Origin of the sequence: Rubritalea spongiae (genome assembly GCF_042652385.1) — a bacterium.
Lineage (GTDB): Bacteria > Verrucomicrobiota > Verrucomicrobiia > Verrucomicrobiales > Akkermansiaceae > Rubritalea > Rubritalea spongiae.
This window is the reverse complement of sequence record NZ_JBHSJM010000001.1, coordinates 1295749-1321641: the sequence shown is the minus strand read 5'-3', so window position 1 is coordinate 1321641 and position 25893 is coordinate 1295749. Positions and strand designations below refer to the sequence as shown.

Below are 25893 nucleotides of genomic sequence, written 5' to 3'. Positions count from 1 at the left end.
GTCGTTAGCTCATAAAATTCGCACTATGTTCTCAAGAACAGTGTTCAAGTTATGAGTAAGGAGTTAACGAAGCGACAAATTGAGGTGTATGATTATCTGAAGCGCGAGATGCGCGAGACTGGTGTAATGCCATCGAGTCGGGATATTCAGGAGTTTTTTGGGTTTGCAAGTCAAACGGCTGCGATGAATCATCTGCGAGCTCTGGAAAAGAAAGGTGTGATTCAACGCATCCCAGGGAAAGCGAGGGCGGTGGCGCTGGTAGAGGAGCTAGACCGCGAGGAAATCGTAGATATCCCTGTGTATGGCTCGATTGCCGCGGGGATGGCTCAAGACACGCAGGAGGAGCAAGAAGGCTGTTTGTCGATTGATATTCGCAGTTTAGGAATTCCCAGAAATGCGCGGACATTTGCTCTGAAAGTGCGTGGTGATTCGATGATTGATGCGCATATTTGCAATGGAGATACTGTAGTTTTGGAATTTCGTGAACCACGAAGAGGTGATGTGGTGGCGGCCTTGATTGATGGAGAGACGACATTGAAGCGTTATGTGATCGAGAATGGGAAGCCGTTCTTACGCGCTGAAAACGAGATGTTTCCTGATCTCATTCCTGCACGTGAGTTGATTATTCAAGGTGTGATGGTGGCTTTACTGCGCAACGCAGCATAAAAATCAACGACAGCATCTGAATGCTGTGTTAGAGAAGGGGCGTGGAAAAACCGTCATCACTTACTCGTTGTGCCCAGCTTCGGCGTCGTGTGCACGGCAGCTGGAAGACGACCTTATTGGTAGCAATTGCAGGTGGCGGCGTACTCGCTGCTGCTGGATTGGCGGCGGCATGGGCGGTTTTCGTGGTGATGCTATGCGTGGCACTTGTGCGCCCTGTAATGGAGGTGTATTTTTCCCACCGAGCGGTATGTCCTCATTGCGAGGCTGATTTGTTTTTAGAGATGTGTGAGATTGAAAATATGGGTGGAATAGAAGGCGGTTTACGTTGTCCTTCTTGTGGGCGAGACGCATCGAAGATTGATAGTCAGAATGGGCCAGTCATAGATATTGAAGAATATAGGTAATGAAAAAGCGATTGATACTAGCATCTGGGTCACCAAGGCGTAAGGAGTTGTTAGCGGAATTGGGTTTTGACTTTGAAGTGATCACATCGAATGCCGAGGAAGAGCATCGAAATGACATTTCATTGACTGAGCTTTGTGAGCGCAATGCGGAGATAAAGACACGGGCTGTCGCTAACAAATATCCTGATGCTGTGGTGCTGGGAGGTGATACACTTGTTTATATAGATGATGAACCTTTGGGTAAGCCCAACAATAAAGAAGAGGCGGTCGCTATGTTAGAACGTCTATCAGGGAGGACTCATCAGGTGTGCTCAGGGATGTGCCTTATCGAAGGGGAGCACGTGAAGTCATTTCACGCGGTGACTCAAGTTGTTTTTAAAGACATTGATAGATCGGTGATCGACGCGTATGTGCAAAGAGTTGATGTGATGGATAAAGCGGGGAGTTATGCTGTTCAGGAGTGTGGGAAGATGATTATTGAGAGAGTGGATGGGGATTTTTCCAATGTCGTTGGTTTACCGCAGCAAATGGTGGGTGAGCAATTAGCTGCTTTCGGATTGCAGCCTGAGGGAAAACTGTCAGAATAATATTATGGCATCTGCTCAGCCTCGTTACCCACTGCTGTTTAATCCGAATGCTCGAAGTCAGAAGGGGAAGCGAGCTTTGCAATTTTTAATGGAAAATGCTCAAGATTTCATTCTCTATGCGACGCGTGATGTGAAGGATGCGCAGGCATTGACAGCAGACTTTGTAGAAAAAGGAGAACCAGTGGTGCTAGCGGCTGGTGGAGATGGTACGCTCAATGCGGTGATTCAAGAACTAGCAGGTTCTGAGACGGCGCTCGGCGTGTTGCCGGCGGGGACGATGAATGTTTTTGCACGTGAAATGGGGATTCCGGTTCCTAACATGCAGACATCGAACCTTTCAAAAGCGTTGAAGATTATTGATGCAGGTCACGTAAAAGATGTGGATCTTTTTGAGGCAAATGGACAACCGTTTGTGCAGATGGCTGGGGTTGGTTTTGATGCTCAGGTGATAGAAGAGACTACTGTGGAGTCAAAAAATATGTTAGGTCCTTTGGCGTATCTGATGTCTGCAGTGAAGCTGTTAGGTGATAAACCTCCTAAAATGAATGTGCGCTGTGCGGATGGGCGGGAGTACGATGGAGTGGCAGTGTTGGTGGGGAATGGAGAGCTTTACGGTGGGCAGGTGAAGTTATTTTCGAAGGCGTGTAATGAGGATGACATGCTCGATATTCTGATCTTTAAGCAGTCTGGGTATAAATTCGTGTTAGACACATTAAAGGGAATGGCTGGTGTGATCGACTTAGTGAGTTCGTCTGTAGAGTACGTTCAAGCTAACGAATTCACTGTGTCTTCGGACAGAGATGTTCCTGTGGAAGTAGATGGCGAGTACGTGGGGCGCTGTCAAAAAGTCGAGTTCAAACCAGCGGAGAGGAAACTAAAAGTGTTAGCTCCTGAGAATGAGGGTGGAGGATTAGCAAACCTTTGGAAGCACTGGCAGGATATTCCTAGAAAACTTGCTGGAGATGGAAAATCACAGCAGCAAGAGAAAGAGAGTTAGTAGGAGGGTCTTGATGAAATTCCACTTGGTTATTCTCTGGACGATCTAGTCCTTAAAGATAGGGTGAGTACTTTATACAGCTGTATCAAACTAATCTTTTAGTCGTGACGCAGAATGCTCTGAGTTTCGTCTCGGATTCCATTTAGTAGTGGTTCTTTGGAAGTTGCTCGATATGGATCTGTACTGATGGAGTTAGGGGGTGCATACTTTTTTTGATGGTTTGGTATATAAGTTGCATATGGTCAGTTGTTTATGTGGAGTGGGGGTGCTAACATATTTCTTGTGTCTGGTTTGGGTAAACTGTGTTATGGTTTGTACTTCATCAAATGAAGTACCCGAACCCATGGCTCCGAGTGAGCAAATTGACTCTAACAGGAGTAGCCACCGTTGTTCCTTTAGTAGGAACCATATGGCTTATTTTTATGATCATTCGGATGTTGATCCGAGCTGGCATGAGGATGCTTAATTTTGTGTGGGGAGGGATGACTGGACGCGAATCTGAGTCTCTTGATTTTGCGGGAGTGGAGGTTTTACATTTTCTATTGCCATTAGCTTTATTTTTTGGGGTCGGGTTATTTGTGGTGAGTCCGCCGGGACGCCATGCATTGAGAGTGATTGAGTCGGTTGTGAGTCGACTACCTTTGATTGGTTTTATTTACAATGCTCTGCGTCAATTTGTGACAGCGCTCCAAGAGCTCGGCGCGGAGCGTCAGTTTAAGAGTGTGGTGTATGTCGAGTATCCGAGCCCAGGCTGTAAACTGCTGGCGTTTGTGACGGGTAATTTTTTTGACAAACAGCAGGGCAAGGATGTGACTTCTGTTTTTATTCCTACTAGTCCAAATCCTCTGACTGGGTTTATGGTTCTGATCGAAGATGAGAAGGTGATTCCTTGTGATATGACTGTGGAACAGGCGACCAAGATGGTGCTCTCCGCCGGACTTGTGACTCCAGGGGAAAAGAAAAAACGCGCAAGCGAGTGAGTTCGCATGCGCGTTGATTGTTTTTTTAATGGTTTAGGTGGCTTACCATGCGTATTGAGTCCCTAGGGTAAGTGTCCAATCTTGACCTAGCTGGGGGCCGTTGAGCTTTTGATATACAGGCATGATGAATTCGGTGGCTACGCGGAAACCTGATGTTGGATGCCATAGGTTAAGGCCTATGCCAGCATCAATACGTGTGCCGCCGTGGTTGTCTGGGTCTGCTGGCGATGACATATTGGGCATCATTGGCATGTTGAGGCTATTGTTTGTATCTCCATCGATACTGCTCCATGAGGTGGCGGCAAGACGGAAGGAGAGTGATGCCCAGTTTGTGACATTTGCGGCAGTCCATGATGTGGCCGAAATACTGTCTCCAAAACTATAGCCTTCGTCATTGTCTCCTAGGTGGATACGGCCTTTAAGTTGAGCGCCCCACGACCAGAAATCGTTAGGTTGGTCGAGATAGGTGATGGAGGGAAGGAGGTCAAAAGTCCCAGTTCCTAGTTGCATAGGGAATGGTTGATGGTGGGTCATAGTCATTGGCATTCCATTCATGCCCATCATTGTCATTTCCGTTGTTTCGTCAGTAGAACCAGTTGGGAGGGACAGGCTGAGTCCGAGATGAGCGCGTTTGTTGTCTGCATCGTAGAATTTATAGAGACCTCCGATTGAGGTGTCACCCCAGCCTTCGGATTCCATCTCCATTGGAGTGTTCATAGGTCCCATTACCATATCCATGGAGTTTTTGACGTAGTTAGTCATCGCCATGAGGGTGATTGTGTCGGTGGGTGCATACATCATGCCAAACATGTGCATATCCATGTCCATTTCGAGAGGGCGTCCCATGTAGCCGGTATTCATCATGGTATTGGAGATTTTGGAGTCTCCATCGTAGAGATCTTCCATGTGCATTTTCATATAGCGGTAGGAAAACATCCATTCGCCCGCAGAGTGGGTGTGGTCAGCCATGACGCTGATTGGAGCGTGGCTGTCTGGGCGAGCGCTATTCCAGAGGCCAGCTTGTGGGAGAGTGTCCTTGGAGCCATGGGCGAAAACAGAGGCTGATAGGCTAAGGGAGGAAAGTGTGATAGCTTTTAAAGTATTCATTATTAAAATTGTTTAGTTGTGATGATTTATAGGCACAGTGGTGCCGTTTAATTGAGAAACCTGCGGAATAAAGAGCAGGTAGACGTGAGCACCTTGGAATGGAGTGCACGCGTGAACCATTTGATGATGGTTAGATGGTTGGTCTAAAGGAGTTTGGAGTCGAGCTTCTAGAGCCCTGAGCAAAGACCATTGTAGTGGAGATAACTAAACTTAGGCTCGAGGAGGGGGGCTGGGGACGCTGGTGGAGTGGTCCGTGCTGGGGCTGAGCGTTTCTACTAGGTGGGGGAGGAGCTTATAGGGAGGAGCTGGGGGAAGAGTGATTTTTTCAGCTTTTGGCGAAATGAGTTTTATCCAGCTGAGTTGCATATCCGGGGCTTTGGATTTCTCTTTTTGAGATTTAGTTTGGAGATCTTCAGCTGCTAAGCAGTGCTCACATGGATGCTCGCCATCAAAGGTCGTGCTGAGGGCTTCGCCGACGCCTTGTTCCGGGATACGGTCATTAAGCATGGTGACCCAAGCATATGTCTGCAGCGCGATGATGTGGCCATCGATCAATGAGATGGCTGCAATGAGGCAGAATAATTTAGCGAGTAATGCGCGCATGCGGACAACGCGAGATAGGATTGAGAGAGGTTTTATACAAGTAAAATGCGCTGGAAGTGGTGAACAAAATATGCGCAAGATTGCTGATGTGGGGTTGACCTACGGCGTCAGCTGGCTATGAGTTTCGCCATGCAAGACGATGCTAAAACTGAAGAACAAGACGTTCAAGTAGAGCAGCCTGTTGATCAGTCACCTGAAGATACAGGTAAATCTATGGATGAAATCAATGCTGAGATCGAGCAAGAGCTCGAGGAGGCAATGGAGGAAGAAGAGAAGAGCCGCGAGCAGCAGCTTGAAGAGGAAGTCGCTGAGTTGAAGAATAAGCTTCTTCGCAGCGTCGCGGATCTTGAAAATTATCGTAAGCGCAGCGCGCGTGATAAAGCGGACGCCATTCGCTACGGCAATCAGCGTTTGATCGAAGACCTTCTTCCAGTAATCGATAACTTCGGAATGGGTATGCAGGCTTCAGAAGCAGATGCAGGTTCCATGATTTATATGGGTATGCAGATGGTGCAGAAGCAGCTCGATGGTTTTCTAGAGAGTCAGGGCGTATCTGCAGTAGATCTTAAGCCTGGTGATGTATTTGATCCCAAAGAGCACGATGCGATGGCTCAAGAGGAGTCCGAGGAATTTGAAGAAGGGCAAATTATCCGCATTATGCGCAAGGGATATAAGATGGGAGATCGTCTAATTCGCCCTGCAAATGTGGTAGTCGCTCAGGCTGCTGCGCCGGAGGAAAGCGAAGCAGCTGCTGATGATGCGGAAGCCTAAACCATTGATCAAAAACTACGATGTCTGATAAAAAAGATTACTATGATCTACTAGGGGTTTCGCGTGACGCGGATGCTTCAACGATCAAAAAAGCTTATCGCAAGTTGGCGATTAAGTTTCACCCTGATAAGAACCCAGATGACTCAGAAGCTGAGGCGAAGTTTAAGGAAATCGGTGAGGCTTATGAAGTGCTGAGCGATGAGGAAAAACGTGCAGCATATGACCGCTATGGGCATCAAGCCTTCGAAGGTGGCATGGGCGGTGGAGGCGGCTTCGGTGGAGGTTTCCACGATGCCTCTGATATTTTCTCTCAAGTATTTGGCGGCGCCTTCGGTGGCGGTGGCGGATTCGAAGAGTTTTTCGGCGGTGGTGGCGGACGTTCACGTCGCCGTAGCGCGGCTCAGCCAGGAAGTGACCTTCGTTACGATTTAGATATTTCACTCGAAGAAGCGGCTGTTGGCTGTGAGAAAGAGTTAGAGATTGAGAAAGAAGCAAGCTGTTCCACTTGTAATGGTAGTGGCTCCAAGAGTGGTAGTGGCTCCAAGACGTGTTCTACTTGTGGTGGCGCTGGAGCGGTGACTCGCCAAGCTGGCATTTTTGTACAACAGACTACCTGTCCAGAGTGTCACGGAGCTGGCCAAGTAATTTCTGATCCATGTGATGATTGTGGTGGCCAAGGCCGTCGCACCGAGAGTGCGCGGATTAAGATTCGCATCCCTGCGGGTGTCGACACTGGAACTCGTCTTCGTTCTTCAGGGAATGGAGATGCAGGTTTACGCGGTGGTCCATCTGGTGACCTGTATGTATTCATCAATATCAAACGCCATGAAATGTTTGATCGTGATGGGGCGGATTTGCATTGCGAAATTCCAGTGCCATTTAGTGTCGCAACACTCGGCGGTGAGCTGGAAGTGCCGACGCTAGAAGGTAGAGCTTCAATTAAAGTACCGGCTGGTACTCAGGGCGGAACGACTTTCCGACTTCGCGGTCGTGGTATCAAAGACCTTTCTTATGGAACTAAAGGGGACTTACACGTCACCGTTCATGTGGAAGTGCCAACCAAGCTTAATGCTGTGCAGAAAGAGAAGCTAAAAGAGTTTAGTGAATCGATTGGTGAGAAGAACTCACCGATGCAGGAATCGTTTTTCGCCAAAGCGAAGAAGTTTTTTGAGTAAGATTTACTGAAATACTTTTAGCAGTGCGAAGTGTGAGCGCGGCTCGACTTCGCACTTTTTGTTTCTTCACAGTCCATATGATTCCCTACACATTCTTTTTATGAATTCGATCAACCGCTATTACTTGCCAGCAGAGCAATGGAGTAGGTGTGAGCTGGAGCTTACTGGTGATGAAGCGCATCATTGCGTGCGTGTGCTGCGTCAGAAAGTGGGTGATTGGGTAGTGGTGTTTGATGGCGAGGGGCGCTCAGTGAAATGTCAGATTGTGGTTCTTGAGAAATCACGAGTGGTTCTCGAACAAGACGGTCCATTGGAGATGCAGGAGCGTGGGCTAGCGATTCACCTTTGTCAGGCAATCCCGAAAGCGGGGAATATGGAGCTGATCGTGCAGAAGGCGGTGGAGCTGGGTGTGGCGAGTATTCAGCCATTGGCTACCGCAAATACTGTAGCAAAGGCTAATTCTAAGAAGGTTCAAAAATGGCAACGGATTGCGCTAGAAGCCTGCAAGCAATGTGGCCAAAACTGGCTTCCTAAAGTGAGCGAGGTCGCTGAAATCAACAGCTGGTTAGATCAACGTGAGAAGGCGGAGCTAGAGATTGTTGCTGCACTAGACCCTCGAAGTGAAGAGATGTCTCAAGTTCTTGAGGGAAATCGCGATGTGGCTTCTGCGAGTTTATTGGTAGGACCCGAGGGGGATTTTTCTTCAAATGAATACGATGCCGCAATCGAGTCAGGTTTTAAGCCAGTGGGCCTTGGAGATATTGTGCTGCGGGTGGAGACTGCGACGCTCTACTGTTTGAGTGTGCTGCGATACACTCTGAGTTAGCAATCAATGCTTGCTTACATCGAGTTAGACTATGAAGATTTCACTCCATTAGCATGATCACCCGTTTCAAACCTTATTTCAGTCTCCTTAAGCCAGTTAAGTGGCAGTTTATTGGAGCAATCGTGGCAGGGATCATAGCTGGTTCTAGCGGGTTCACTTTGCCCGTTATGATGGACGATGTATTTCCAATGATCTTCGTTAATCAGCAGACTGGGACTACAGCCGAAGCTCCAGAGTGGCTTCTAAGTATGTTTGGTTCGCTGGGTATTAATGTAATTGAGAAAGATTCCTTGGTGCTGTGGTCGTGTATGCTGATGCCAATCATCTTTTTGATTCGTGGGGTATTTGGGTATATCAATACCTATCTTATCAACGCGGCAGGTTTGCAGGTGCTGGAGCAAATCCGCTTGAAAGCATTCGCGCGTTTGCAGCAGCTTCCTTTGGCATTTCATCAGAAGCACAAAGAGGGGGATCTATTGACCCGAGTGATGAGTGATACCAGCCAGATACAAACTGCACTCACTAAGATTGCTTGTGATCTGGTGGTTCAACCAGCGACATTACTATGGGCTCTCTCAGCATTACTGATGTTAGCTGTACGTGAACCTGGGGTGCGCGCCATCTCTGTTGCTCTTATCTGTGTTCCTTTATGTGTTTTCCCGATTCGGATGCTGGGCAAAAAGATGTATAAGAAAGCGAGGTCACTGCAGAAAAAATCAGGTGATATGACTTCGGTGTTGAACCAAAATTTAGCGTCGCAGCGAGAGATACGAGCTTATAATATGGAGGATGCTCAGATAGCACATTTCGAGCGAGATTCGAGTATGCTTCGCCGCTTTCGTTTAAAAGTAGTGAAATATAGACAGATGGTCTCTCCTTCGGTGGAAATCATTTCAGCAGTCGGTATTGCCTTTGCTATTTATATTGGCGCTGAAGAGGGACTGAGTCTTGAAGTGTTTATGGCGTTCATCACAGCAATGTTTTTTGCCTATGATCCGATTAAAAAGTTAGGGGCTGTGTCTTCTTATCTTAAGCAGGCTGAAGCATCGTTAGATCGTGTTGAACACATTCTTAATGCAGAGGACAATATTCCTGAGCTAAAGAAACCGTTTTCACTAGGTACAGTAACTGGTGAGGTAGCTTTTGAAGCGGTACAGTTTTCCTATGATGGGAATGCCGACCTTACTGATATTAATCTTAAGGTGCCAGCTGGGCAGGTAGTCGCCTTGGTTGGTCCAAGTGGGGCAGGAAAATCTACTTTTGTTAGTTTGATTCCTCGGTTTTATGAAGTGGTGGGAGGAGCTCTCAAAGTCGATGGGATCGATGTGAGAGATGTTGGGAAACGTGAACTACGTGATAACATAGCTCTCGTATCACAGCACCCATTGCTATTTAGCGGAACGATAGCGGAGAATATTTTGATCGGGCGTCCGGGGGCAAGTAAGGAGGAGATGGTCGCAGCAGCAGTGCATTCGAATGCGCACGACTTCATCATGAGCTTTCCTGACGGTTATGAAACAGTAGTCGGGGAGCGTGGTGAAGGTTTGTCTGGTGGTCAACGCCAGCGCGTAGCGATTGCTAGGGCATTTCTCAAGAATGCGCCAATTCTCATTTTAGATGAAGCGACATCGGCGCTCGATACCGAGAGTGAATCGCAAATTCAAGAAGCTCTGAAAGAGTTGTCTAAGGGTAGGACGACATTCTTGATTGCGCATCGATTTAGCTCCATCCGTGATGCTGAACGCATTCTCGTTTTTGATAAAACTGAGAAAGGTGGACAGATCGTGGCTGACGGAACGCATGAAGAACTCTATCAGAGTTGCGCTTTGTATAAGGATTTGTACGACAAACAGAGTGGGTGATTACAGATGTTTTGACTGGTGGATGCTCTGGAGTTTTTTGAAATAATTACAGAGTGCTTCCGCTTCTTGTTCGATCGTGTATTTCTCGTGGATACGCTGATGACCATTTCTACCCATTTCTAGCAAATTGTTAGGATCTACTAGAAGTTGATTCAGAGCGTGGCGGGTGGCTTCTACGTTACCACAGGGCACGACGAGACCATCGATTTCATTGCGGACAACATCTTTCCAAGCTCCTGCTTCGCTGGTGAGAACAGCGGTGCCGCTGGCCATAGCTTCAGGAGAAGTAAGCCCGTAGCCTTCGTTTCGGCTGAGAGCTGCGACTAAAGACATGGCGCGGAATAGTTTTGGGATTTCTGAGAAGGGACGTTTGCCGTGAACGATGACACGGTCTTCAAGTCCAGCAGATTTTAGCTTAGAGAGTTGCTCATCAAGAAATTCTTGGTGGTTTGGAGTGGTTTCTCCGACAATGACGATAGTGGGCGCAGGGTTTTCTTTAAGTAGGGGAATAATTGCATCGATCAGGACATCGAGCCCTTTTTGATGGCGCACGCGTCCGAAGATGCCGATTCCGTATTCGCCAGGGAAGCCGAGTTCGGCCCATGCTTGTTTTTTATCTTCGGCAGGAAAGTAGGTTTTGAGATCGATGCCGTGTGGGACGATAATGTCTGCGGGCTTTTCGAGATAAGCGCTCGCAGCAGTGCAGGTGGTGATAATGCCATCCATTTGCTTCATCAGCCACTTGGTGAGCCGTGAGTGATGACGCTGGGCGGTGGAGGTGAAGACTGGGATGATCTGGGCCTTGTATATTTTTTTCAGGATAATGGCCTGTATCATTTCGTCATTACGGCGTGCATGGAAGACTCGTTTACGTCCATCTGGGAGTGTGCTTTTGCAGAGTTGTATCGCCTGCTGGAAGCTAATGCAGGGAGTTTCCGCAGGGAGGTGGTGTGAGCCCATGACGGCAAGATCCATGTGCTTTTGTTGGTGGGGGAGCACCTGAAGCATAGTGGAGGTGACGCCGGAAAATCGTTTGTTAGAATTTCCTAAGATAAGTTGAATGGTTGTGTTGCAGGGGGTGTTCATAGTTCATAATGCATTAATTATACTTATAATGGATACTGTAAGTATGCATGGAATTAATTTATGTTAGATGTCGTTTGAGATAACCAATTGATTATTTCGTTAGTTTCCTGTTCCGCGTCCATAGGCATTACTCCGCAGACGGAGTTTAAGTCCACGACATAGCCATTTTCCTGTTGCCGGTAGCAGCTTTTGATTTTGTTCTAAATGAACTCCAGCGTTGAGTATTTCAACTTCGGTAGGAGGCTTTTTGCTTGGGAGTTTGTAGACATTTTCAACGATAATACCAAAATTTTCGCAAGGCTTTTTGAATAAGTGAGAATGGAAATTTTTAATATAGCAAAAGCCAAGAGCTTTTGGACCCAATCCAGCTTCAGCTAAGCGTTGAGTAGCAATATAGTTTTCCACGGCTCGTCTTTTACAGCTTTTTGATAGAGCGTGTTTCCAGTCTGATACTTGATATTTCTTAAAGTCAACCGAGTCTAGTTTTCCTGAAAAAAGTGGAGATCGCTTTGGTGTGGATTTAGCACGACAGTCAATAAGACTATTGTAAGTATATGGTAGTTTAATATTGAGCCTTTCTAAAAAGAAGTTCCACCGACCTTTTCTTGATTTTATCAATGCCATGAGAATGAATTGCGATGTTGTTGAGTAATCGAATTGAATGGATAGAGATTATTTCTATATCCATCATTTTCTACTGCCTCTTGTGAAAGTTATAAAATTCATGAAATTATTCATGTGTTAACTGCGACTAAGTTAATAGATTTAAGCGATATCTATTTATACGATAGTCCAATTTTTCCCATTCGATTGTGCGTGTTGTATTATCGCTGAAACAAATTGTTCCTCAATACTCCAGTTGTGAGGTCCTAGTTTCATTTTTGATTCGTATAGAGTAGGCGTGGTCTTAAAGTCGAATCCGTAAATGCGCAGCTTCTGAGGTTGAATGTAGTTGCATATATAATCAATAGTCATTGCTCCAGTGGATGGGCGTGATGAATTTAGAGATTTATATAACTTCTCCCAATACGGAAGAGGATAGTATTGAGGCTGTGAGGAGTGTACCCATGCTGGAATATTATCCATCTTTGGGGTCATCCACATTAAAGAAGATTGGCTAAAGTACTTGTTGTAATATTTTTCCTCAAGTGCGCAAGAGAGTGCGAGCACGTCCGTTTTAGCTCCTTGAGAACGAATTTTTTTTGGGAAACCTCTATTCATACGGACGACAGTATCCGCAGCATCGATTTCACTGCCATTCTGAGTATTTAAAATCGATTTCGCATTTCCGACGATAGCAATACTCATTCCAAATTCGATAGATTTTTCTAGGTTCATAGAGTTTCTCGTTCAGTAGGAATTAGTTGTGAAATATTTTTGAACATGCTGATAATTTTTTCCTGAGCTGATTGGACATGTTGCTCTAGCAATAGTCTTTTAGCCTGTTGCTCATCCCATTGTAGGTTCATTTCATCCTCCGAGGGGAAGTGGTGTGGAATTAGGCTAGGGGTTAGGCCAAAGTCTTTATATAAGGCCTCTATTTTTTTTGTATTGGAAGAAATTGAGCAAACAGGCGTGCCACAGAGTATAGCTAAACACGCTGTATGAAATCTCCCTGTAATAATTTTTTCCGAGGTGAGCAAACGATTGATAAATCTTTCTGGGGTTTCTGAATAAGACTTATCTAGAGAACAGAGAGATCTTAAAGAAAACAAGGTGATGTATTTTTTCCTAAATGCATGGAAAAAATTACAGCCCATTGGAGAGAAAGTAGCTTGGTGCTTGATGGCAAATTTTGCCAAACGCTTGCTAGTTTTTTTATTGATAGAATCTGATACCATAATTCCATTTCGAACTTCCCTTTTAGCAGGGATAGGAGTGATGAAGCTCATGTCTGGTACGAATATGACTGGTGCTGAGGGGGTCTGCTTTTTTATCGTATCAGTACTAAGGCTGTCTCGGCAAAAGATAAGGTCGAAATATCGAAGATATGTATTCGCTAATACATTGTCACTCCATAGTGCATTATATAAGACGGTTAGAAGGCCGCGCTCTTTAGCTAATTTGACAGCTTCAAGTAATGCAATAGCCTTGGGTCGGTCATGGTGAATAGTACCTTCGCCATTGAGGAGAACGATATCGGCATCTTTCAAAAGCGGTTCAATTATATTAGGAGCTTGAGCTGATAGCTTCGTCGTTATCGTTGAGATAATCCTTATATTGAACTGTTCACAAAGGCGGAAGGTGTTAGATACTACCAGTTCACATCCAATGTGCATGTCAGAGCGTGTATCATTTAGCAGTATAGCTTTCATTTTATAGAGATACTCGGAAACCGTTTAAATCAGTAGTCAGCGCTAGAGTTCCGTAAAAGGTAGTCGGGAGCATTTGGAAAGGTTCAAAATAGAAGCAGTCCTTTTGGGAGCACTTTTCATAAAGGTAAAGGCTGGAAGAATAATTCTATCGAAATCTCTGTCTAGCTGACTTTGTTGTGTATGGGTTTCTTTATAGCAACGCTTTGCTCCGGTGAGGTCGACACCAATCATATCAATAGATTTGCATGCTGCAAAATCAAAAAACTGTAAGGCTGAATAGGCTACGGTTGCTCCAGAAAATACTCCGTATTGAGGATCTTTAGACCATCCTGATTTTTCGAGAATTTTGTCGTCTAGTACATTTTTTTTATCTAAATTGTAGAGTAATGCGCTGCTTGAAATTTGGATGAGTGCCTCTGCTCGTTCTTTTTTTACCCCGAACCATGAATTTACAAGTTCGACTATGTAGACCTTTTGAGATGGGGTGATATCAAAATGGGAATAGAGGTGTGATGCTACAGTTGGACTGACCACCATTGTGGTTCCCGCTTGAAGCGAAGATTGAATTGACGATTGATTTGAGAGAATGAAATTTTTATCCGTGATGAAATGAAGGTCAGGGGTTATGGAATAATGAAGAAGTTTGTAATTTGCTCCATTTAAAGCAACAATAGTCGTTTCTCTAAGATTAAGAGAATCCCAATCAAAATGGTTCAATGAGGGGCCTGAGCCACATATTAGAATACTCTTTTTGAGGCTTTCATTTTTATAAAAAGATTGAGCTGACGACGCTTTTCCAAGGAGCTTAGACTTACAGAAAAAATTCCATGTATCGCTTTCTCGTTCAATGTTGACGCTGAAATCATATTTACGCATGTGCTCATATGATTTAGGCCAGGTCCACTTGATAGCTTGCCGTTTTAGTAAGGGAAGGTGCTTTAAAATGAAGCAGAGGAAACTATTGCGAGTATTAATTTGGTTGGAGCTTAGTCGATTCACTGAGTGGCGCTGTTAAGCTTCTTGATTGACGCTAAATCGTTTTTATAATGCTGAGCTCTCTTGGGGTTAAAGAGATTTGTCCAGCATTTTCGTTGGTGCTTTTTTAGTAACTGAGGGTCTGGTGGAGAGAGAGCAGATACTGGCCGAGTGATGTTGTATTCATCTGCAAAACTATGCCAGAGTTTATGCGCTGTGTATTGTGAGATATTAGGTTGGCTGAACCACGGTTTATTTTTTCCTATAAAATGTATGTTACTTTCTAATCCATTTTCGAAAATATGCAGTCCACTACCTAATGCGACTAAATGATTTAGAGATTCATGATTCAGTAAAATTTTCCCTCTGCAGACGAAGTTAAAAACTGATTGGTCACCAAGTCTTTGCTCTCCAGCCGCTGCTCTGAGGGTAATGGCCTCATCGAGGAGGCCATTTTTTCTAAAATCTTTCAAGTTCATCATCATAAACCCAGAGTTGATATACGGAAGTTGCTTCTCATCAGATGTCAATTGGTGGATCCAAGGGCATTCGTTACCTATGACACTGTGGTAATCTCTGACGCCGCTGAGTAGCCAATTACTTGCGGACTTTGATTTGTTATACAGCTCTTCGACCCCTCTATTGTATAAAATATCAGCATCAACGTAGACAGCATAGGGCTCAGTTGGGAGCAAATCTGGTAGAATTAACTTGGCATACGGCATTCTTGAGCCTCTTCTTTGAGGTAGAGATTGGAGCTTTCTTTCGTCTACTTGTATTGAGTTTAATGTGACTGTAATGCCCTTTTTAGCTGATAATTCTTGTAGTTGCGACTCTAATTTCTGTAGTGATTGTTCACTTAAACCTCCATTAAGGACGTAAAATGTATAATCATATTTTCCGGATGCAGCATTAAGTAGACTCAAAAAGGCGACGCTGAGCCCAGGGAAAAACTTTTCATCAGAGTTTCCTACAATAGGGATATGATTTCTTTGTTGCATGAATAAGTAGATTCCAATGGGTAGCTGTTGCTACTGATTTCAGCTGCATTGTGTAGAGAATTAAATCATGGGGCAATAGGATTTCAATCAAATCGAGAGAGTTAATCTACTTGTACTATAGCTGATTAACTGAGATTAACAGCTGATGAATCGGGTGATCTGCATTAAGTGGGGGGAGAAGTATGGGGCGGATTATGTCAATCGAATGCAGAGGATGTTAGAGCGGCATACGGTGGAAGCATTTCAGTTGATTTGCTTTACTGATAACGCTGAGGGGATCGACGCGAAGGTGGAAGTACATCCATTGCCAGAGTTGAGATGTGAGATTCCGAAGACTGTACCGGGCAAATTTCCAAAGTTGGCATTGTGGGGGGGTGAATTACCTATCGAAGATGGGCCTGTATTATTTATCGATTTGGATACGGTGCTGGTTGGCTGTATTGACGAGTATTTCGCGATTGGAGACCCGATGGATGTGTATTTGGCGCGGAACTGGACGAAGCCGTTTTCGGGGTTAGGACAAACCTCGGTATTTAGATTTCCAGTAGGAGGACACACCTACATTCTTGAGAACTTGCGGAAGGACACCAAGGAGCTAGCAGAGAAATTTCGATACGAGCAACACTATGTGACCAAAAATGTAGAAGGGGGGGTGAAATTTTGGCCCGAAAAGTGGACGAAGCATTTTCGTGTTCATTGTATGGGGCTTTGGCCGCTGCGTTATGTACGCAAAGCAAAGCTGCCCAAGGGGGCTAAGATTATCACTTTTCCTGGCATGCCAGATCCAAAGGATGCGATTCTCGGTCGCTTTAGCTCGAGTTATCCCTCAGGCTTGAAACCGATGGAATACGTGAAGTACTGCTTCACTGACCCGAAACGCAAGAAGCGACCATTCAATGCGCTCAAGAAATACGTCCCTAAGTTCGATTGGTTAAAGGAAGAGTGGGGAGATGCGGAATCTTAAGGCCTACCTAGGGATGCGATAGGCGTTGAGGTAGAGAGAGAGTTCAGGCTGCTTGGCGTCGAGCATCCTTTTCGCAAAAAGTCCAGGTGCCAGCTGAGATCGGTAATAGCTGAGTGCATTTTTACGTAGGAGTTGGACTTGTTGTTGGCTCATTGAGAGAGCTTCGTCGAGAGCTTGTTGAAGGCTAGCCTCGTCATTGAAAGTAAGACAATTGATCCCATGTTCGAGTGGCGGGTCGAGGTATTGTGGGTATTGGAGAATGGGGATGGTGCCCGCTGCGAGGCTTTCAATCAGATTGTGACAGAGCGGCATTCCGACTCCGGGACAGGCGAAGTAAAAGTCTGCTTTTGCGAGTGTTTCGATCCATTGCTGAAAAGGGATCGGCAGTGTTTCAGTCGTGGCGATAGTGAGTGTCTGTCGCTGCCCACTAGCTGGAAGGAGTTGTTCGAGTGAATCTGGAGTGCGTATTTTATGGGAGGTAAGATGTGCTTTGGCGATAGAAAGAGCTTTGACTCTGCTGAATACAGAATAAATTTGTTGGAGGTCTGGAGAGTCGTATTTCGGGGCCTTTGCGTTCCCAGCAAAAAAGATAGCCATTTCTCGGTTGTCTGAAGTGGGTTTTGCTAAGTTTTCGACTTGATGGCTTTCATGGACCATTGGGTGCACGAAGAAAGGGAGAGCGAAAGCTGTATTATCAGAGCTGGACGGTCGCAGTTTATCGTAAACTACGCGAATACTGCATTTGAGGTTCAGCTTGAGGTTTTCTTGGCTGTCCGTGATGAGTACCGCATCTTTGTATTTGGTTATACTGGATGTAGGGATGAGACTGTAGTCTCTCTGGAGAAGAAGCCGCTTGTATTTCTTTGCCTCCATTGTTGCGAGAAAGCGAAAGTGATCAACATAGGCAATGGCGTAACCGAGAGATTCAAATTCGGTGACGAGGTGATACAGGTAGCGACCTGCGACGTTGTCTATATTGATAGAGGTGAAGTCGAAGATGCAAAGTGGCTTGGTGGCTGGAATCGGTTTAGCAAGGGAGCGCACTTTGGCCGCCGCTTTGAGGTGCGATGGTAAAATGTAGCTACGGAATGCGCGCAGCTTATGTTCGATTACTTTGCGGAGAGGCATTTACGTGTGCTGGCTTAGCTTGCTTGCTGAATACCGTGTGGTGTTTCAATGATGCCGGACTCTTTAGTGGCGGCGCGAATAGCGAGGTTTTTATCGATACTTTCTTTAGTGCGATAAGCGCGTGAATGATCGAGGTGGATGAGAATGGCTCGGTGGCGCAGTTGGATCGGCTTTAAGCCAAGGTTCAAGAGTCTCTCTCCCATTTCCCGATCTTGACCGCCGTATTGCATTTTTTCATTGTGCCCATTTACCGCAAGGATGTTTTCTCTGAAGGTTGAGGCGTTACAGCCATTCCAGGTGGCTTTTGTGGGCGTCAGGATATCAGCTATTTTTCGACAAGAAGGGGAAGGGAGAGCTTGAGTTTGCTAGAGAAGCTTTTGAGTCCATGTTGAGCAAGCCAATTTGCGTCAAATGCTCGCCCAGATAGAATGTCGTCTCGAGTGATGTCTTTACTTAACTGCATAGGAAGTTTGCAGTAGCCCCCAGAGAGGATGTGACCTTGTTGTGCATGTGCTAGGTGGGTGGCGATGAAGTCTTGGCGCGGGACGCAATCGCCGTCTGTAAAAATCAAATATTCTCCTGAGCTGGCAATGGTAGCTTTATTAAGGATGGCACTTTTCTGGAAACCATTGTCTTCGTGCCAGACGTGTTTGATTGGCTGCTTTAATTCGTGCTTGGCTTGGTCAATGACCGTTTTTGTACGTTCATCTGAGCCGTCATCAGCGATGATGATTTCGAAGTTACTATATGACTGGTTCGCATAGCCCCAGAGAGTTTTTTGCAACCACTTTGGGTGGTTATAGGTGCTGATGATGACGCTGGTTTTCATACGCAATGAGATTTATTAGAGGTAGGTGATGGAGGGGGGATTCACAAGCAAAGTTTAATAGGAGTAGTAGGTGTGAATTTCTATGCTCGTTCTTGTAATGTGCTTGCTTGAACTTATGGTTTGTTGATCTCGATGCATACAGAGCAACTTCCGACAATTATAGTGACTGGTGGCGCAGGTTTTATTGGCTCTGCGCTTTGCCGGTATTTGATCGGGAATAGATTAGCGCGAGTGGTAAATGTGGATGTGATGGCGTATGCAGCAAGTTTTGGTTCTACGCGTGATGTGGAGGTGAGTCCTGATTATTTCTTTAGACAAGTGGATGTCTGTGACAGGCGAGCACTGCAGGGAGTTTTTGAAGAATTTCAGCCTGATGGAATCATGCATCTCGCAGCTGAGTCGCATGTTGATCGATCGATTATAGGGGCCCAAGCTTTTGTCAGGACCAATGTAGTGGGGACTTCTGTATTGCTTGATGTGGCTTTAGACTATTGGCGCGGACTTGAGGGGAAGTGTCGGGATAAGTTTAAGTTTTTACATGTGTCGACGGACGAGGTGTATGGCTCGCTGGGTGATGATGGGGTGTTCACTGAAGAAAGCGGGTATGATCCGTCGTCACCATATTCGGCATCAAAGGCAGCCTCTGATCATTTAGTGAGCGCGTGGGGGAGGACTTATGGCTTGCCGGTGGTTATTTCACATTGTTCGAATAATTTTGGTCCGTATCAGTTTCCTGAAAAATTGATCCCAGTGACCATTCTCAATGCGATCCGAGGTAGAGGTATTCCTATTTACGGCAATGGTTTACAGGTTAGAGACTGGTTACACGTGGAAGATCATGCTACTGCATTGTGGGCTCTTTTTGAGGAGGGGAGGAATGGGGAGAAGTACAATGTGGGGGCGAATGTAGAGAGGTCAAACCTCGAACTTGTTAGGGAGATTTGTCAGATTTTAGATGGATTGTGTGACGTAGCTCCTGAGGGTGGGTATGCGCAGTTGATTGAGCATGTGACCGATCGGCCAGGGCATGATTTGCGCTATGCGATCGATGCGACTAAGCTGAAGTCCGAGTTAGGCTGGCGGGCACAGAAGGATTTTTCTGAAGCATTGCGAGAAACAGTGCAGTGGTATTTAGACAACCGAGATTGGTGGGAGCCTTTGATTAACGAGGAGAGTTCCCTTTGATTTTCCAATAACGGTGCATCCAGAAGACATCGAGGAGGTGCTCAGAGAAGGCTGATTCGTAACCAGCCGTAATAGTACTTAGAATGCTTTCACTATCATGGGAGGCCTTTGGAAGCTTTTTGATTTCAATTAGCCAACGTCCATCTTTGGGTGAGGAGACTGCGACGGTGAAGAGAGGTGCTCCAGTACGAAGGTGGAGGACAGCGGGTAGTTTACTTCTGGCTGAGTCGACTCCAAAGAACGGGCGATTGGTTTTGCGTGCTTTGCCGGCGCGTTGGTCAGCGAGTATACCAAGGATGCCGCCGTTACGAATGAAGTTGCTGAGTGTGGATACTCCTGCTTTTTTTGAGAACATCTGGCAGCCATATTTTTCTCGTTGTTTTGCTACGTAGTGGTCGGCAGTTTTACTGTCGAGAGGTCGATAGACGGCCCCAAATTGTTTTGGAGAGGGTTCAACGAGTGGAGCTATCTTAGTAAGTATTTCCCAATTTCCCATGTGTGCGAGGCAGAGGATGGCTCCTTTGCCGCTGTGTATTGCTTGTGAAAATTCTGGAGAAATATCGATGGTGACGTAATCTGCAAGCTGCTCAGGGGTCATACCGTAGGTCTTGAGTGAGCATGTAAGGTTGGCACAGTTTCGTTGGAAGACAGCTTTGACAAGCTGTTTGTTAGGGCTGAAGTTTCCCGTAGCTTGAGAGACAATAGTGAGGTTGGTTTCAATGACAGAACGTCGCTCGCTCATGAGGTGGTAACACAAGGAGCCGAGGCATTCACCGAGTTTCCATATCGATGTGAGGCTTACCCAACGGAAGAGCATATTCACAAAGAAAATGGCGCTCAGAATAGGAATGGCTTTGAGTCTGTCGAACATGGTGGATGTGTGAATGTTCGGAGGAACGCTTGAATTGTCAATGCCGCGCTATAGTTGCGAGCTTGTCAGAGTACGGTGGCTAGTTTTAGGTGTGAAGCATGACCTCTTTATTTGTTTTGATTCTGATCGTGGTGCTCTCGTTGGTAGTGGTACGGATCGGAACCAATGCTTTGATTTTAACTGGAATGACAGATGCGACAGCGATGTTTCAGGCGGCTTCTGCGTTTTTCGGAGTGGGCTATACTTCATCGGAAGCTGAGTTGGTGATGAAACATCCGGTGCGGCGCAGAGTGGTGTTGCATTTGATAATAGCGGGAAATGTGGGGATTACGACGGCCTTGGCGACATTGATTGTGACATTTGTGCAGATTGATTCGAGTCAGTACAGCAACTGGTTACAGTTTTTGATCATTGTTTCGGGGGTGTTAGGCGTGGCTTTTGTGGCGAATTTTAAACCGATTAAGAAACCTGTGGATGCGATCATTATGAAGAGCTTGAAGTCGGCAGGTTTGGTGAAGTCGGTGGGGTATGAGCTATTGTTGAAGGTGCAGGATGGTTATTCAGTTTCGGAGGTGATGATTTATTCTGAACATCCATGGTGTGGTAAGAGTCTAGTGGATTCTCGACCTTCAGATGCGGGGGTGGTGATTCTCAATGTCAGGCATAAAAATGGGGGGTTCACTGGAGCGCCGGACAAGGATTTTACAATTAAGGAAGGGGATGAGTTGATGATTTATGGGGCGGATCCTGATGTGATGAGGGTTGCGCGGAATATGGAGATGGGCAATGAGGCGGGAGCGGCTATAAATTTTGAAGTTTAAGTGATCTTTTGAGTGATGTCTTTTTTTAAGAAAATGAAAAATATCGCCCTGAGTAAAGGGTACGAGGCGTTGCGTAGAAAGGGAGCAAATTGCCCAGAGTGTGGGGCTGTGTTACATTTGCCTGCACGCGTCCCTGCTGAGAATGATGTGATTCAATGTTCGGCCTGTTCGTGGAGTGGAGGGCCGTTTGATTTTATTTCGAGCGACGATGACTGGGGAGCTGTCAAGCAACAACCAGCGGGGTCGAAGATCGTCAAAAGCGAAACTGCAGATGGTGTGCGCTGGCTTATGCCGGCGGCGAAACGGCTGAATTTCCTCTGTGTTTTCGCGTTTTTATGGCTGAGCTTTATTAGCTTTTTCACCGCGATGGTGTTATTCGGTGAGGTCGAAGATGACATGAGCCGTTGGGCGGTTTCTTTATTTTTGGTGCCATTCTGGGCTGTTGGGCTTGGTGTTGGCTATGCTGGATTACGGATGATGTTATTGGAGTCGATTTTGCTAGTGAATAGCGGTGAGGTTCAGCTGATGCAAAAGCTGTTTGGGAAGGTAAAGGTGAAGGAATTAAGCCGCGCAGAAGTGAAGCGCGTGGAGCGCTATACTGCGTATTCACAGAATGACCGACCAGTATACGGGCTACGCATTGTGACGGGAGGGAAAGAGAAATTAGATTTTGGGAGCCGATTGAACGAGGATGAAAAACGATGGCTTTTGAGCGAGTTGAAAGAGCTGTTAGTTTCTCGTAAAGAGCGTAAGGTAGCCAATATGAGTTCGGCTTCCGGTTACGGTGGAGCGATGCAGTTGAGCTCGTATGCGGATTTACAAGAGATTCAAGAAAAGGGGCTGGAGTTGAATCGAGTGGGAAATTCAGGCTTTCGGATAGAGCGCGAACATTTGAGTGGGAAGTGGTTTATGCTAGGAGGTCTGATCGCTGCAGCTGTGAGTGTTTTCCTTTTTTCTCGAGCTATGGAAATGTTTGACGACATGGGGAGGGATTTTGATTTCTTCGAGTTGATCAGTCTCTTGTTTGAGCTTGTTCCTTTTATTATTGGCTTAGGTTTCGGAGTGGCCGCTCTGGGTGCGTTTGCTGCGGCTCGCCATTTTTGGGGCTTAATTGAGCAATTCGAGTTTTCTAATGACGAGCTTGTGGTGAAAAAAGGAAAACGGGGGCACAGAATGAAGGAAACACGCTACCCGAAAGATGTATTTCATTCTGGCACTAGCCGTGAGTCTGGAAGCGTGAACAATGAGCCGCGCTATAGTGTGAGCGTGAAGGGGAGAAGCAAGCGCGTGGGGATTGTGAGCTTTGTGAAGCGCGATACTGCGGATCAACTATTGGGGTGGCTCGACGTTTGGTTTGGCCATTAGGAAGACGGGACTTCCTCTAAGACTTCGACTTTGCAGTGGACGACTCCATCATTGTGAAAGTCGAGGTAGTCACCGTGCGAAAGTCCCACGGCGACGTCGATGATACGCCCGGGCTTGTAGGGGCCGCGGTCGTTAATGCGGACAACTTTACTATTGCCGTTTTCTAGGTTGGTGACGCGAACCATGGTGCCCATTTTAAGTCTTTTATGGGCGGCTGTGTGACCGTGATTGGTGAATTTTTCACCGCTAGCGGTGGCTGTGCCATAATTCGTTTTTACCGAGTACCAAGACATTTTACCGTGTTGAACATCGACCACACGGTATTTTTTATCTTTTATTTTGACTGAAGCATCTTTGCCGCTGCTGGTATTGTGTGTCGCGCAGCTGCTGAGAAAGGGAATGAGAATGGCAGAAAGATAAAGGAATGGCTTCATAGATGGCTCGATGATGAAATTACATGATATCTAGCGCCGGATTCAGAAGTATTTGTCTGTAGCGCTCTCTAACAATTTAAACGACAGTATAGTTTAATTGGCTAGAGTACTTTGGTCGGATCCTATTCTTCTGTTTTCTTAGCTGCTTTTTTAGCGGTCTTCTTGGCTGCCTTTTTCTTTGGTTCACGTGGTGGGAACTCGAAGGATGGCCGTGCATTGTTGAAGTCGTAGACAAGAAATGCCTTGAACTTACGTTTTGTGCGGTTGGAGATGAAGTCTTCCATTAGAGAGGACTTCTCACCTTGGAAGACTTTAATGGCGTCTTCTTTGGAGATGGGTTGCTGGAGGAGGACTTTGGAAATTTTCATACCGTTTGGAGCTTTTTTGTTTTTGGCTTCTGGTACGAAGTAAGATTTTTCGGTTTCGTAGATTTTGAGTGTTTTGCCCTCGTGCTCCATTTCGCCGATGATCATGTCGTCGGTGAGGTCGTCGACGTCTTCTTCGTCGCGGTCGAAGACGAAGGCGACTTTGAATTTTTTATCGATTTCGAGGCCGGCATCGAATGGACGGTTGAAGCGGGATTTGAATCCGCTGAGTGGTCCAACGAATTTCTTCGTGAAGAGCTCGCGGGCTTCGTCTTCGGTGAGTAAGCGGTTTGCGATGAACTTGGTCACCTTGAAACCACATTCTGGTTCGCGGCACTCGTAGGTGGCATCAGTTTGCTTGAGCGTGGTTGCGCCGCATTTAGGACAAGGAGCATTGATGTCTGGGAAGACTTTGTTTTTTAGTTCAGTCGCGTAGCCTTTGGCGCGTTGAACGATGTCTTCGGTGTAAGCGATGATGTCGCGCATGAACTCTGGGCGACCGAGTTCACCTTGTTCCATCTGGCGAAGCTTACTTTCCCAGTCACCAGTCATTTCCGGAGAGGTGAGGCCATCCACACCAATTTCGTGGAGTGTTTCAATGAGTTTCAGTCCGCTGGCTGTGACGTGGATTTCACGGCCGTCGCGTGCGATGTATTTCTGGCGAATGAGAGCCTCGATAGTGGCTGCGCGTGTGGCCGGAGTTCCAAGGCCGCGGTCTGACATCGCTTCACGTAGTTCTTCGTCATCGATCAGCTTACCAGCGCCTTCCATTGCGGAGAGTAGGGTAGCTTCATTGTAGCGCGCAGGAGGCTTGGTTTCGTCTTCTTTGACGTTGATGTCTTCGACTTGGGCGCTTTCGCCTTCGTTGACTGGACAGAGTTCGTCTTTACCTGCAGCGACACCGACTTGGCGGCCGTAGACTGCGAGCCAACCAGGTTCAACGAGTACTTTACCCGTGGTCAGGAAGGTGTCGGCGATGCCGTTGGCATGTGAAATGGTGGTTTCACGACGTGTGTTTTCAAATACGGCGTGAGGGAAAAATACGGCAAGGAAGCGTTTGGTAACGAGGTCGAAGATCTTTTGTTCTGGCTCAGATAGTTTGACGAATCGGCCAGTTGGGATGATCGCAAAGTGATCCGAAATCTTGTTATTATTGAAGACGCGCTTGGTCGGGATCAGGCGGTTGTTAGTCTGAATGTCTTTGGCAAATGGGGAAAGCGGCTCATAGCTTTTGCCAATAGAGTCGATGGTGTTACTGACTGTGCGGACGTAGTCCTCTGGGAGATAGCGGGAGTCAGTACGAGGGTATGTGAGCATTTTGTGACGCTCGTAGAGTGCCTGCGCGATCTTGAGGGTGTTGCCGGCTGAGAAGCCGAACCGGGAAGAGGCTTCACGCTGGAGTGTAGTGAGATCGTAAAGCTGAGGTGATGCTTGCTTAGTCGGCTTTTTAGTCTCGCTGACGGAGCCAGTTTTACCTTCGCAGCGGTTTTTGATTGCTTCGGCTGAAGAGACTTCCCAAATGCGCTCAGCTCGTGAGTGTGCATTGTTAGGGTCTTTTTTCCATTCAGCATCGATCCAGCGGCCTGCGTATTCGCCGGCAGCAACTGAGAAGTCAGCGTGGACTTCAGCGTATGGAGTAGGAACGAAGGAGCGGATTTCGAGCTCGCGTTTCGCTAGGATAGCGAGGGTAGGAGTTTGTACGCGACCTGCGGAGGTGATATTGAAGCCACCGTGGCGTGAGCGGAAGCAGGTGAGAGCACGAGTGGAGTTGAGGCCAACGAGCCAGTCAGATTCGGAGCGGCATTTTGCAGCGGCGGTAAGGTTCTCCATTTCAGAGTCATCGCGGAGGCTGTCCCAAGCATCGAGGATAGCTTGGTTAGTCATTGAGCGCATCCAGAGGCGCTTGACTGGCTTGTCAATGTTGCCGAGTTCGAGGATGTATTTGAAGATGAGTTCACCTTCGCGACCGGCATCGCATGCATTTACGATAGTGTCGATGTCCTTGCGACGAGCGAGGCGGAGGACTTGCTTGAGTCGGGATTCCGATTGTTCTATAGGCTCTAGAGCAAATGTTTTAGGGACAGCTGGGAGGACATCGAACTTCCAAGGTAAGTTTTTGCCATTTGGGCCGGTAGGCATTTTCAACTGTACGAGGTGACCGACTGCTGAAGTGATGACATGGGTGTCATTTTCGAAGTAGTATTCGCGCCCTTTGCCTTTTTTATCGAATTTTGACATGCCTGGTGCTTTGGCCAGTGCGCGTGAAAGGTCGGTGGCGACGGAAGGTTTTTCAGCAATGATTAGAGTCTTGGACATCCTAGAAGTGGGAATTAGGGGGGATTGCCAATTTGGAAAGGCAAATTTTCAAATTCGTTTTATTAGAGTTAGGTATTTTGAGTCATTGGAGCACGTTGTCTCTGATTTCTCAAATAAATTAAAGGTTAGGGATAATTTAGAATTGGCTAAAAAATGAAACGGTCATGTGTTATGATTTCACTTGACCGGTTGTGAATGTAGGTGTTAGATCTCTCTCGAGATCACACCAATGATGATTTTGTAGAATCAATTAATTCCCC

The 25893-nt window shown here is 46.5% G+C and carries 27 protein-coding genes; 13 read left to right on the top strand and 14 right to left on the bottom strand.

Annotated elements, in window-relative coordinates; all coding sequences use genetic code 11:
* Window positions 1-51: 51 nt before the first annotated feature.
* The 5 genes from lexA (at window position 52) to ACFPK9_RS06060 (ending at window position 3634) form a co-directional block, all read left to right on the top strand.
* Window positions 52-666, top strand: coding sequence for a transcriptional repressor LexA (gene lexA / locus ACFPK9_RS06080; RefSeq protein WP_377093937.1), 615 nt, complete (start codon window positions 52-54; stop codon window positions 664-666).
* A gap of 41 nt (window positions 667-707) precedes the next feature.
* Window positions 708-1070: a hypothetical protein gene (locus tag ACFPK9_RS06075; protein ID WP_377093936.1), complete on the top strand. Its 363-nt coding sequence runs from the start codon at window positions 708-710 to the stop codon at window positions 1068-1070.
* Window positions 1070-1657 (top strand): Maf family protein, encoded by a 588-nt coding sequence (locus ACFPK9_RS06070; protein ID WP_377093935.1) that lies wholly within the window; start codon window positions 1070-1072, stop codon window positions 1655-1657. The genes ACFPK9_RS06075 and ACFPK9_RS06070 overlap by 1 nt, the downstream gene beginning before the upstream one ends.
* Window positions 1658-1661: 4 nt before the next feature.
* Window positions 1662-2654 carry a diacylglycerol/lipid kinase family protein gene (locus tag ACFPK9_RS06065; RefSeq protein ID WP_377093934.1) on the top strand — a complete coding sequence of 331 codons (993 nt, stop codon included), beginning with the start codon at window positions 1662-1664 and terminating at the stop codon, window positions 2652-2654.
* A 326-nt stretch (window positions 2655-2980) separates the two neighbouring features.
* A complete protein-coding gene (locus tag ACFPK9_RS06060; protein WP_377093933.1) occupies window positions 2981-3634 on the top strand; it encodes a DUF502 domain-containing protein in 654 nt (217 codons plus the stop codon).
* 42 nt (window positions 3635-3676) lie between these two features.
* Here ACFPK9_RS06060 and ACFPK9_RS06055 read toward each other — a convergent pair whose 3' ends face one another.
* On the bottom strand, window positions 3677-4741 hold the full coding sequence (locus tag ACFPK9_RS06055) for a transporter (RefSeq protein ID WP_377093932.1): 1065 nt from the start codon (window positions 4739-4741) through the stop codon (window positions 3677-3679).
* A gap of 210 nt (window positions 4742-4951) precedes the next feature.
* Window positions 4952-5344 (bottom strand): hypothetical protein, encoded by a 393-nt coding sequence (locus ACFPK9_RS06050; RefSeq protein WP_377093931.1) that lies wholly within the window; start codon window positions 5342-5344, stop codon window positions 4952-4954.
* 129 nt (window positions 5345-5473) lie between these two features.
* Here ACFPK9_RS06050 and grpE point away from each other — a divergent pair, with 129 nt between their 5' ends.
* From grpE to ACFPK9_RS06030, 4 genes are all read left to right on the top strand, one after another.
* Window positions 5474-6115 (top strand): nucleotide exchange factor GrpE, encoded by a 642-nt coding sequence (gene grpE, locus ACFPK9_RS06045; protein ID WP_377093930.1) that lies wholly within the window; start codon window positions 5474-5476, stop codon window positions 6113-6115.
* Between the two features lie 20 nt (window positions 6116-6135).
* Window positions 6136-7290, top strand: a complete 1155-nt coding sequence (gene dnaJ / locus ACFPK9_RS06040) for a molecular chaperone DnaJ (RefSeq protein WP_377093928.1) — start codon at window positions 6136-6138, stop codon at window positions 7288-7290.
* Between the two features lie 100 nt (window positions 7291-7390).
* Window positions 7391-8116: a 16S rRNA (uracil(1498)-N(3))-methyltransferase gene (locus ACFPK9_RS06035; protein WP_377093926.1), complete on the top strand. Its 726-nt coding sequence runs from the start codon at window positions 7391-7393 to the stop codon at window positions 8114-8116.
* A 53-nt stretch (window positions 8117-8169) separates the two neighbouring features.
* Window positions 8170-9978: an ABC transporter ATP-binding protein gene (locus tag ACFPK9_RS06030; RefSeq protein ID WP_377093925.1), complete on the top strand. Its 1809-nt coding sequence runs from the start codon at window positions 8170-8172 to the stop codon at window positions 9976-9978.
* Here ACFPK9_RS06030 and ACFPK9_RS06025 read toward each other — a convergent pair whose 3' ends face one another.
* The 6 genes from ACFPK9_RS06025 to ACFPK9_RS06000 all read right to left on the bottom strand — a co-directional run bounded on the left by ACFPK9_RS06025 (window position 9979) and on the right by ACFPK9_RS06000 (window position 15355).
* Complete coding sequence (locus ACFPK9_RS06025; protein WP_377093924.1) at window positions 9979-11064, bottom strand: glycosyltransferase family 4 protein; 1086 nt, start codon at window positions 11062-11064, stop codon at window positions 9979-9981.
* Between the two features lie 99 nt (window positions 11065-11163).
* Window positions 11164-11688, bottom strand: coding sequence for a hypothetical protein (locus ACFPK9_RS06020; protein WP_377093923.1), 525 nt, complete (start codon window positions 11686-11688; stop codon window positions 11164-11166).
* A gap of 156 nt (window positions 11689-11844) precedes the next feature.
* On the bottom strand, window positions 11845-12402 hold the full coding sequence (locus tag ACFPK9_RS06015) for a glycosyltransferase family 29 protein (protein WP_377093922.1): 558 nt from the start codon (window positions 12400-12402) through the stop codon (window positions 11845-11847).
* Window positions 12399-13379, bottom strand: coding sequence for a polysaccharide pyruvyl transferase family protein (locus ACFPK9_RS06010; protein ID WP_377093921.1), 981 nt, complete (start codon window positions 13377-13379; stop codon window positions 12399-12401). The genes ACFPK9_RS06015 and ACFPK9_RS06010 overlap by 4 nt, the downstream gene beginning before the upstream one ends.
* A gap of 42 nt (window positions 13380-13421) precedes the next feature.
* Window positions 13422-14255, bottom strand: a complete 834-nt coding sequence (locus ACFPK9_RS06005; protein WP_377093920.1) for a 6-hydroxymethylpterin diphosphokinase MptE-like protein — start codon at window positions 14253-14255, stop codon at window positions 13422-13424.
* A gap of 119 nt (window positions 14256-14374) precedes the next feature.
* Entirely contained in the window at window positions 14375-15355 is a 981-nt protein-coding gene (locus tag ACFPK9_RS06000) for a glycosyltransferase (RefSeq protein ID WP_377093919.1), read from the bottom strand.
* A 145-nt stretch (window positions 15356-15500) separates the two neighbouring features.
* Here ACFPK9_RS06000 and ACFPK9_RS05995 point away from each other — a divergent pair, with 145 nt between their 5' ends.
* Window positions 15501-16319 carry a glycosyl transferase gene (locus ACFPK9_RS05995; RefSeq protein ID WP_377093918.1) on the top strand — a complete coding sequence of 273 codons (819 nt, stop codon included), beginning with the start codon at window positions 15501-15503 and terminating at the stop codon, window positions 16317-16319.
* A 3-nt stretch (window positions 16320-16322) separates the two neighbouring features.
* Here the strand turns inward: ACFPK9_RS05995 and ACFPK9_RS05990 are convergent, their stop codons facing one another.
* The 3 genes from ACFPK9_RS05990 to ACFPK9_RS05980 form a co-directional block, all read right to left on the bottom strand.
* Window positions 16323-17447: a hypothetical protein gene (locus ACFPK9_RS05990; RefSeq protein WP_377093917.1), complete on the bottom strand. Its 1125-nt coding sequence runs from the start codon at window positions 17445-17447 to the stop codon at window positions 16323-16325.
* A gap of 14 nt (window positions 17448-17461) precedes the next feature.
* Window positions 17462-17707 (bottom strand): glycosyltransferase family protein, encoded by a 246-nt coding sequence (locus tag ACFPK9_RS05985; protein WP_377096570.1) that lies wholly within the window; start codon window positions 17705-17707, stop codon window positions 17462-17464.
* A gap of 65 nt (window positions 17708-17772) precedes the next feature.
* Window positions 17773-18276 carry a glycosyltransferase gene (locus ACFPK9_RS05980; RefSeq protein WP_377093916.1) on the bottom strand — a complete coding sequence of 168 codons (504 nt, stop codon included), beginning with the start codon at window positions 18274-18276 and terminating at the stop codon, window positions 17773-17775.
* A 132-nt stretch (window positions 18277-18408) separates the two neighbouring features.
* Here ACFPK9_RS05980 and rfbB point away from each other — a divergent pair, with 132 nt between their 5' ends.
* Window positions 18409-19461, top strand: coding sequence for a dTDP-glucose 4,6-dehydratase (gene rfbB / locus ACFPK9_RS05975; RefSeq protein WP_377093915.1), 1053 nt, complete (start codon window positions 18409-18411; stop codon window positions 19459-19461).
* Here rfbB and ACFPK9_RS05970 read toward each other — a convergent pair.
* A complete protein-coding gene (locus ACFPK9_RS05970) occupies window positions 19439-20332 on the bottom strand; it encodes a lysophospholipid acyltransferase family protein (protein ID WP_377093913.1) in 894 nt (297 codons plus the stop codon). The genes rfbB and ACFPK9_RS05970 overlap by 23 nt on opposite strands.
* Before the next feature lie 98 nt (window positions 20333-20430).
* On the opposite strand from ACFPK9_RS05970, the gene ACFPK9_RS05965 reads away from it, so the two are divergent.
* Both ACFPK9_RS05965 and ACFPK9_RS05960 read left to right on the top strand, forming a co-directional pair.
* Window positions 20431-21153, top strand: a complete 723-nt coding sequence (locus ACFPK9_RS05965; RefSeq protein ID WP_377093912.1) for a TrkA C-terminal domain-containing protein — start codon at window positions 20431-20433, stop codon at window positions 21151-21153.
* 33 nt (window positions 21154-21186) lie between these two features.
* Window positions 21187-22518 carry a hypothetical protein gene (locus ACFPK9_RS05960; RefSeq protein WP_377093911.1) on the top strand — a complete coding sequence of 444 codons (1332 nt, stop codon included), beginning with the start codon at window positions 21187-21189 and terminating at the stop codon, window positions 22516-22518.
* Here ACFPK9_RS05960 and ACFPK9_RS05955 read toward each other — a convergent pair.
* Entirely contained in the window at window positions 22515-22952 is a 438-nt protein-coding gene (locus ACFPK9_RS05955) for a septal ring lytic transglycosylase RlpA family protein (RefSeq protein ID WP_377093910.1), read from the bottom strand. The genes ACFPK9_RS05960 and ACFPK9_RS05955 overlap by 4 nt on opposite strands.
* A 122-nt stretch (window positions 22953-23074) precedes the next feature.
* On the bottom strand, window positions 23075-25633 hold the full coding sequence (locus ACFPK9_RS05950) for a DNA topoisomerase III (protein ID WP_377093909.1): 2559 nt from the start codon (window positions 25631-25633) through the stop codon (window positions 23075-23077).
* Window positions 25634-25893 lie beyond the last annotated feature (260 nt).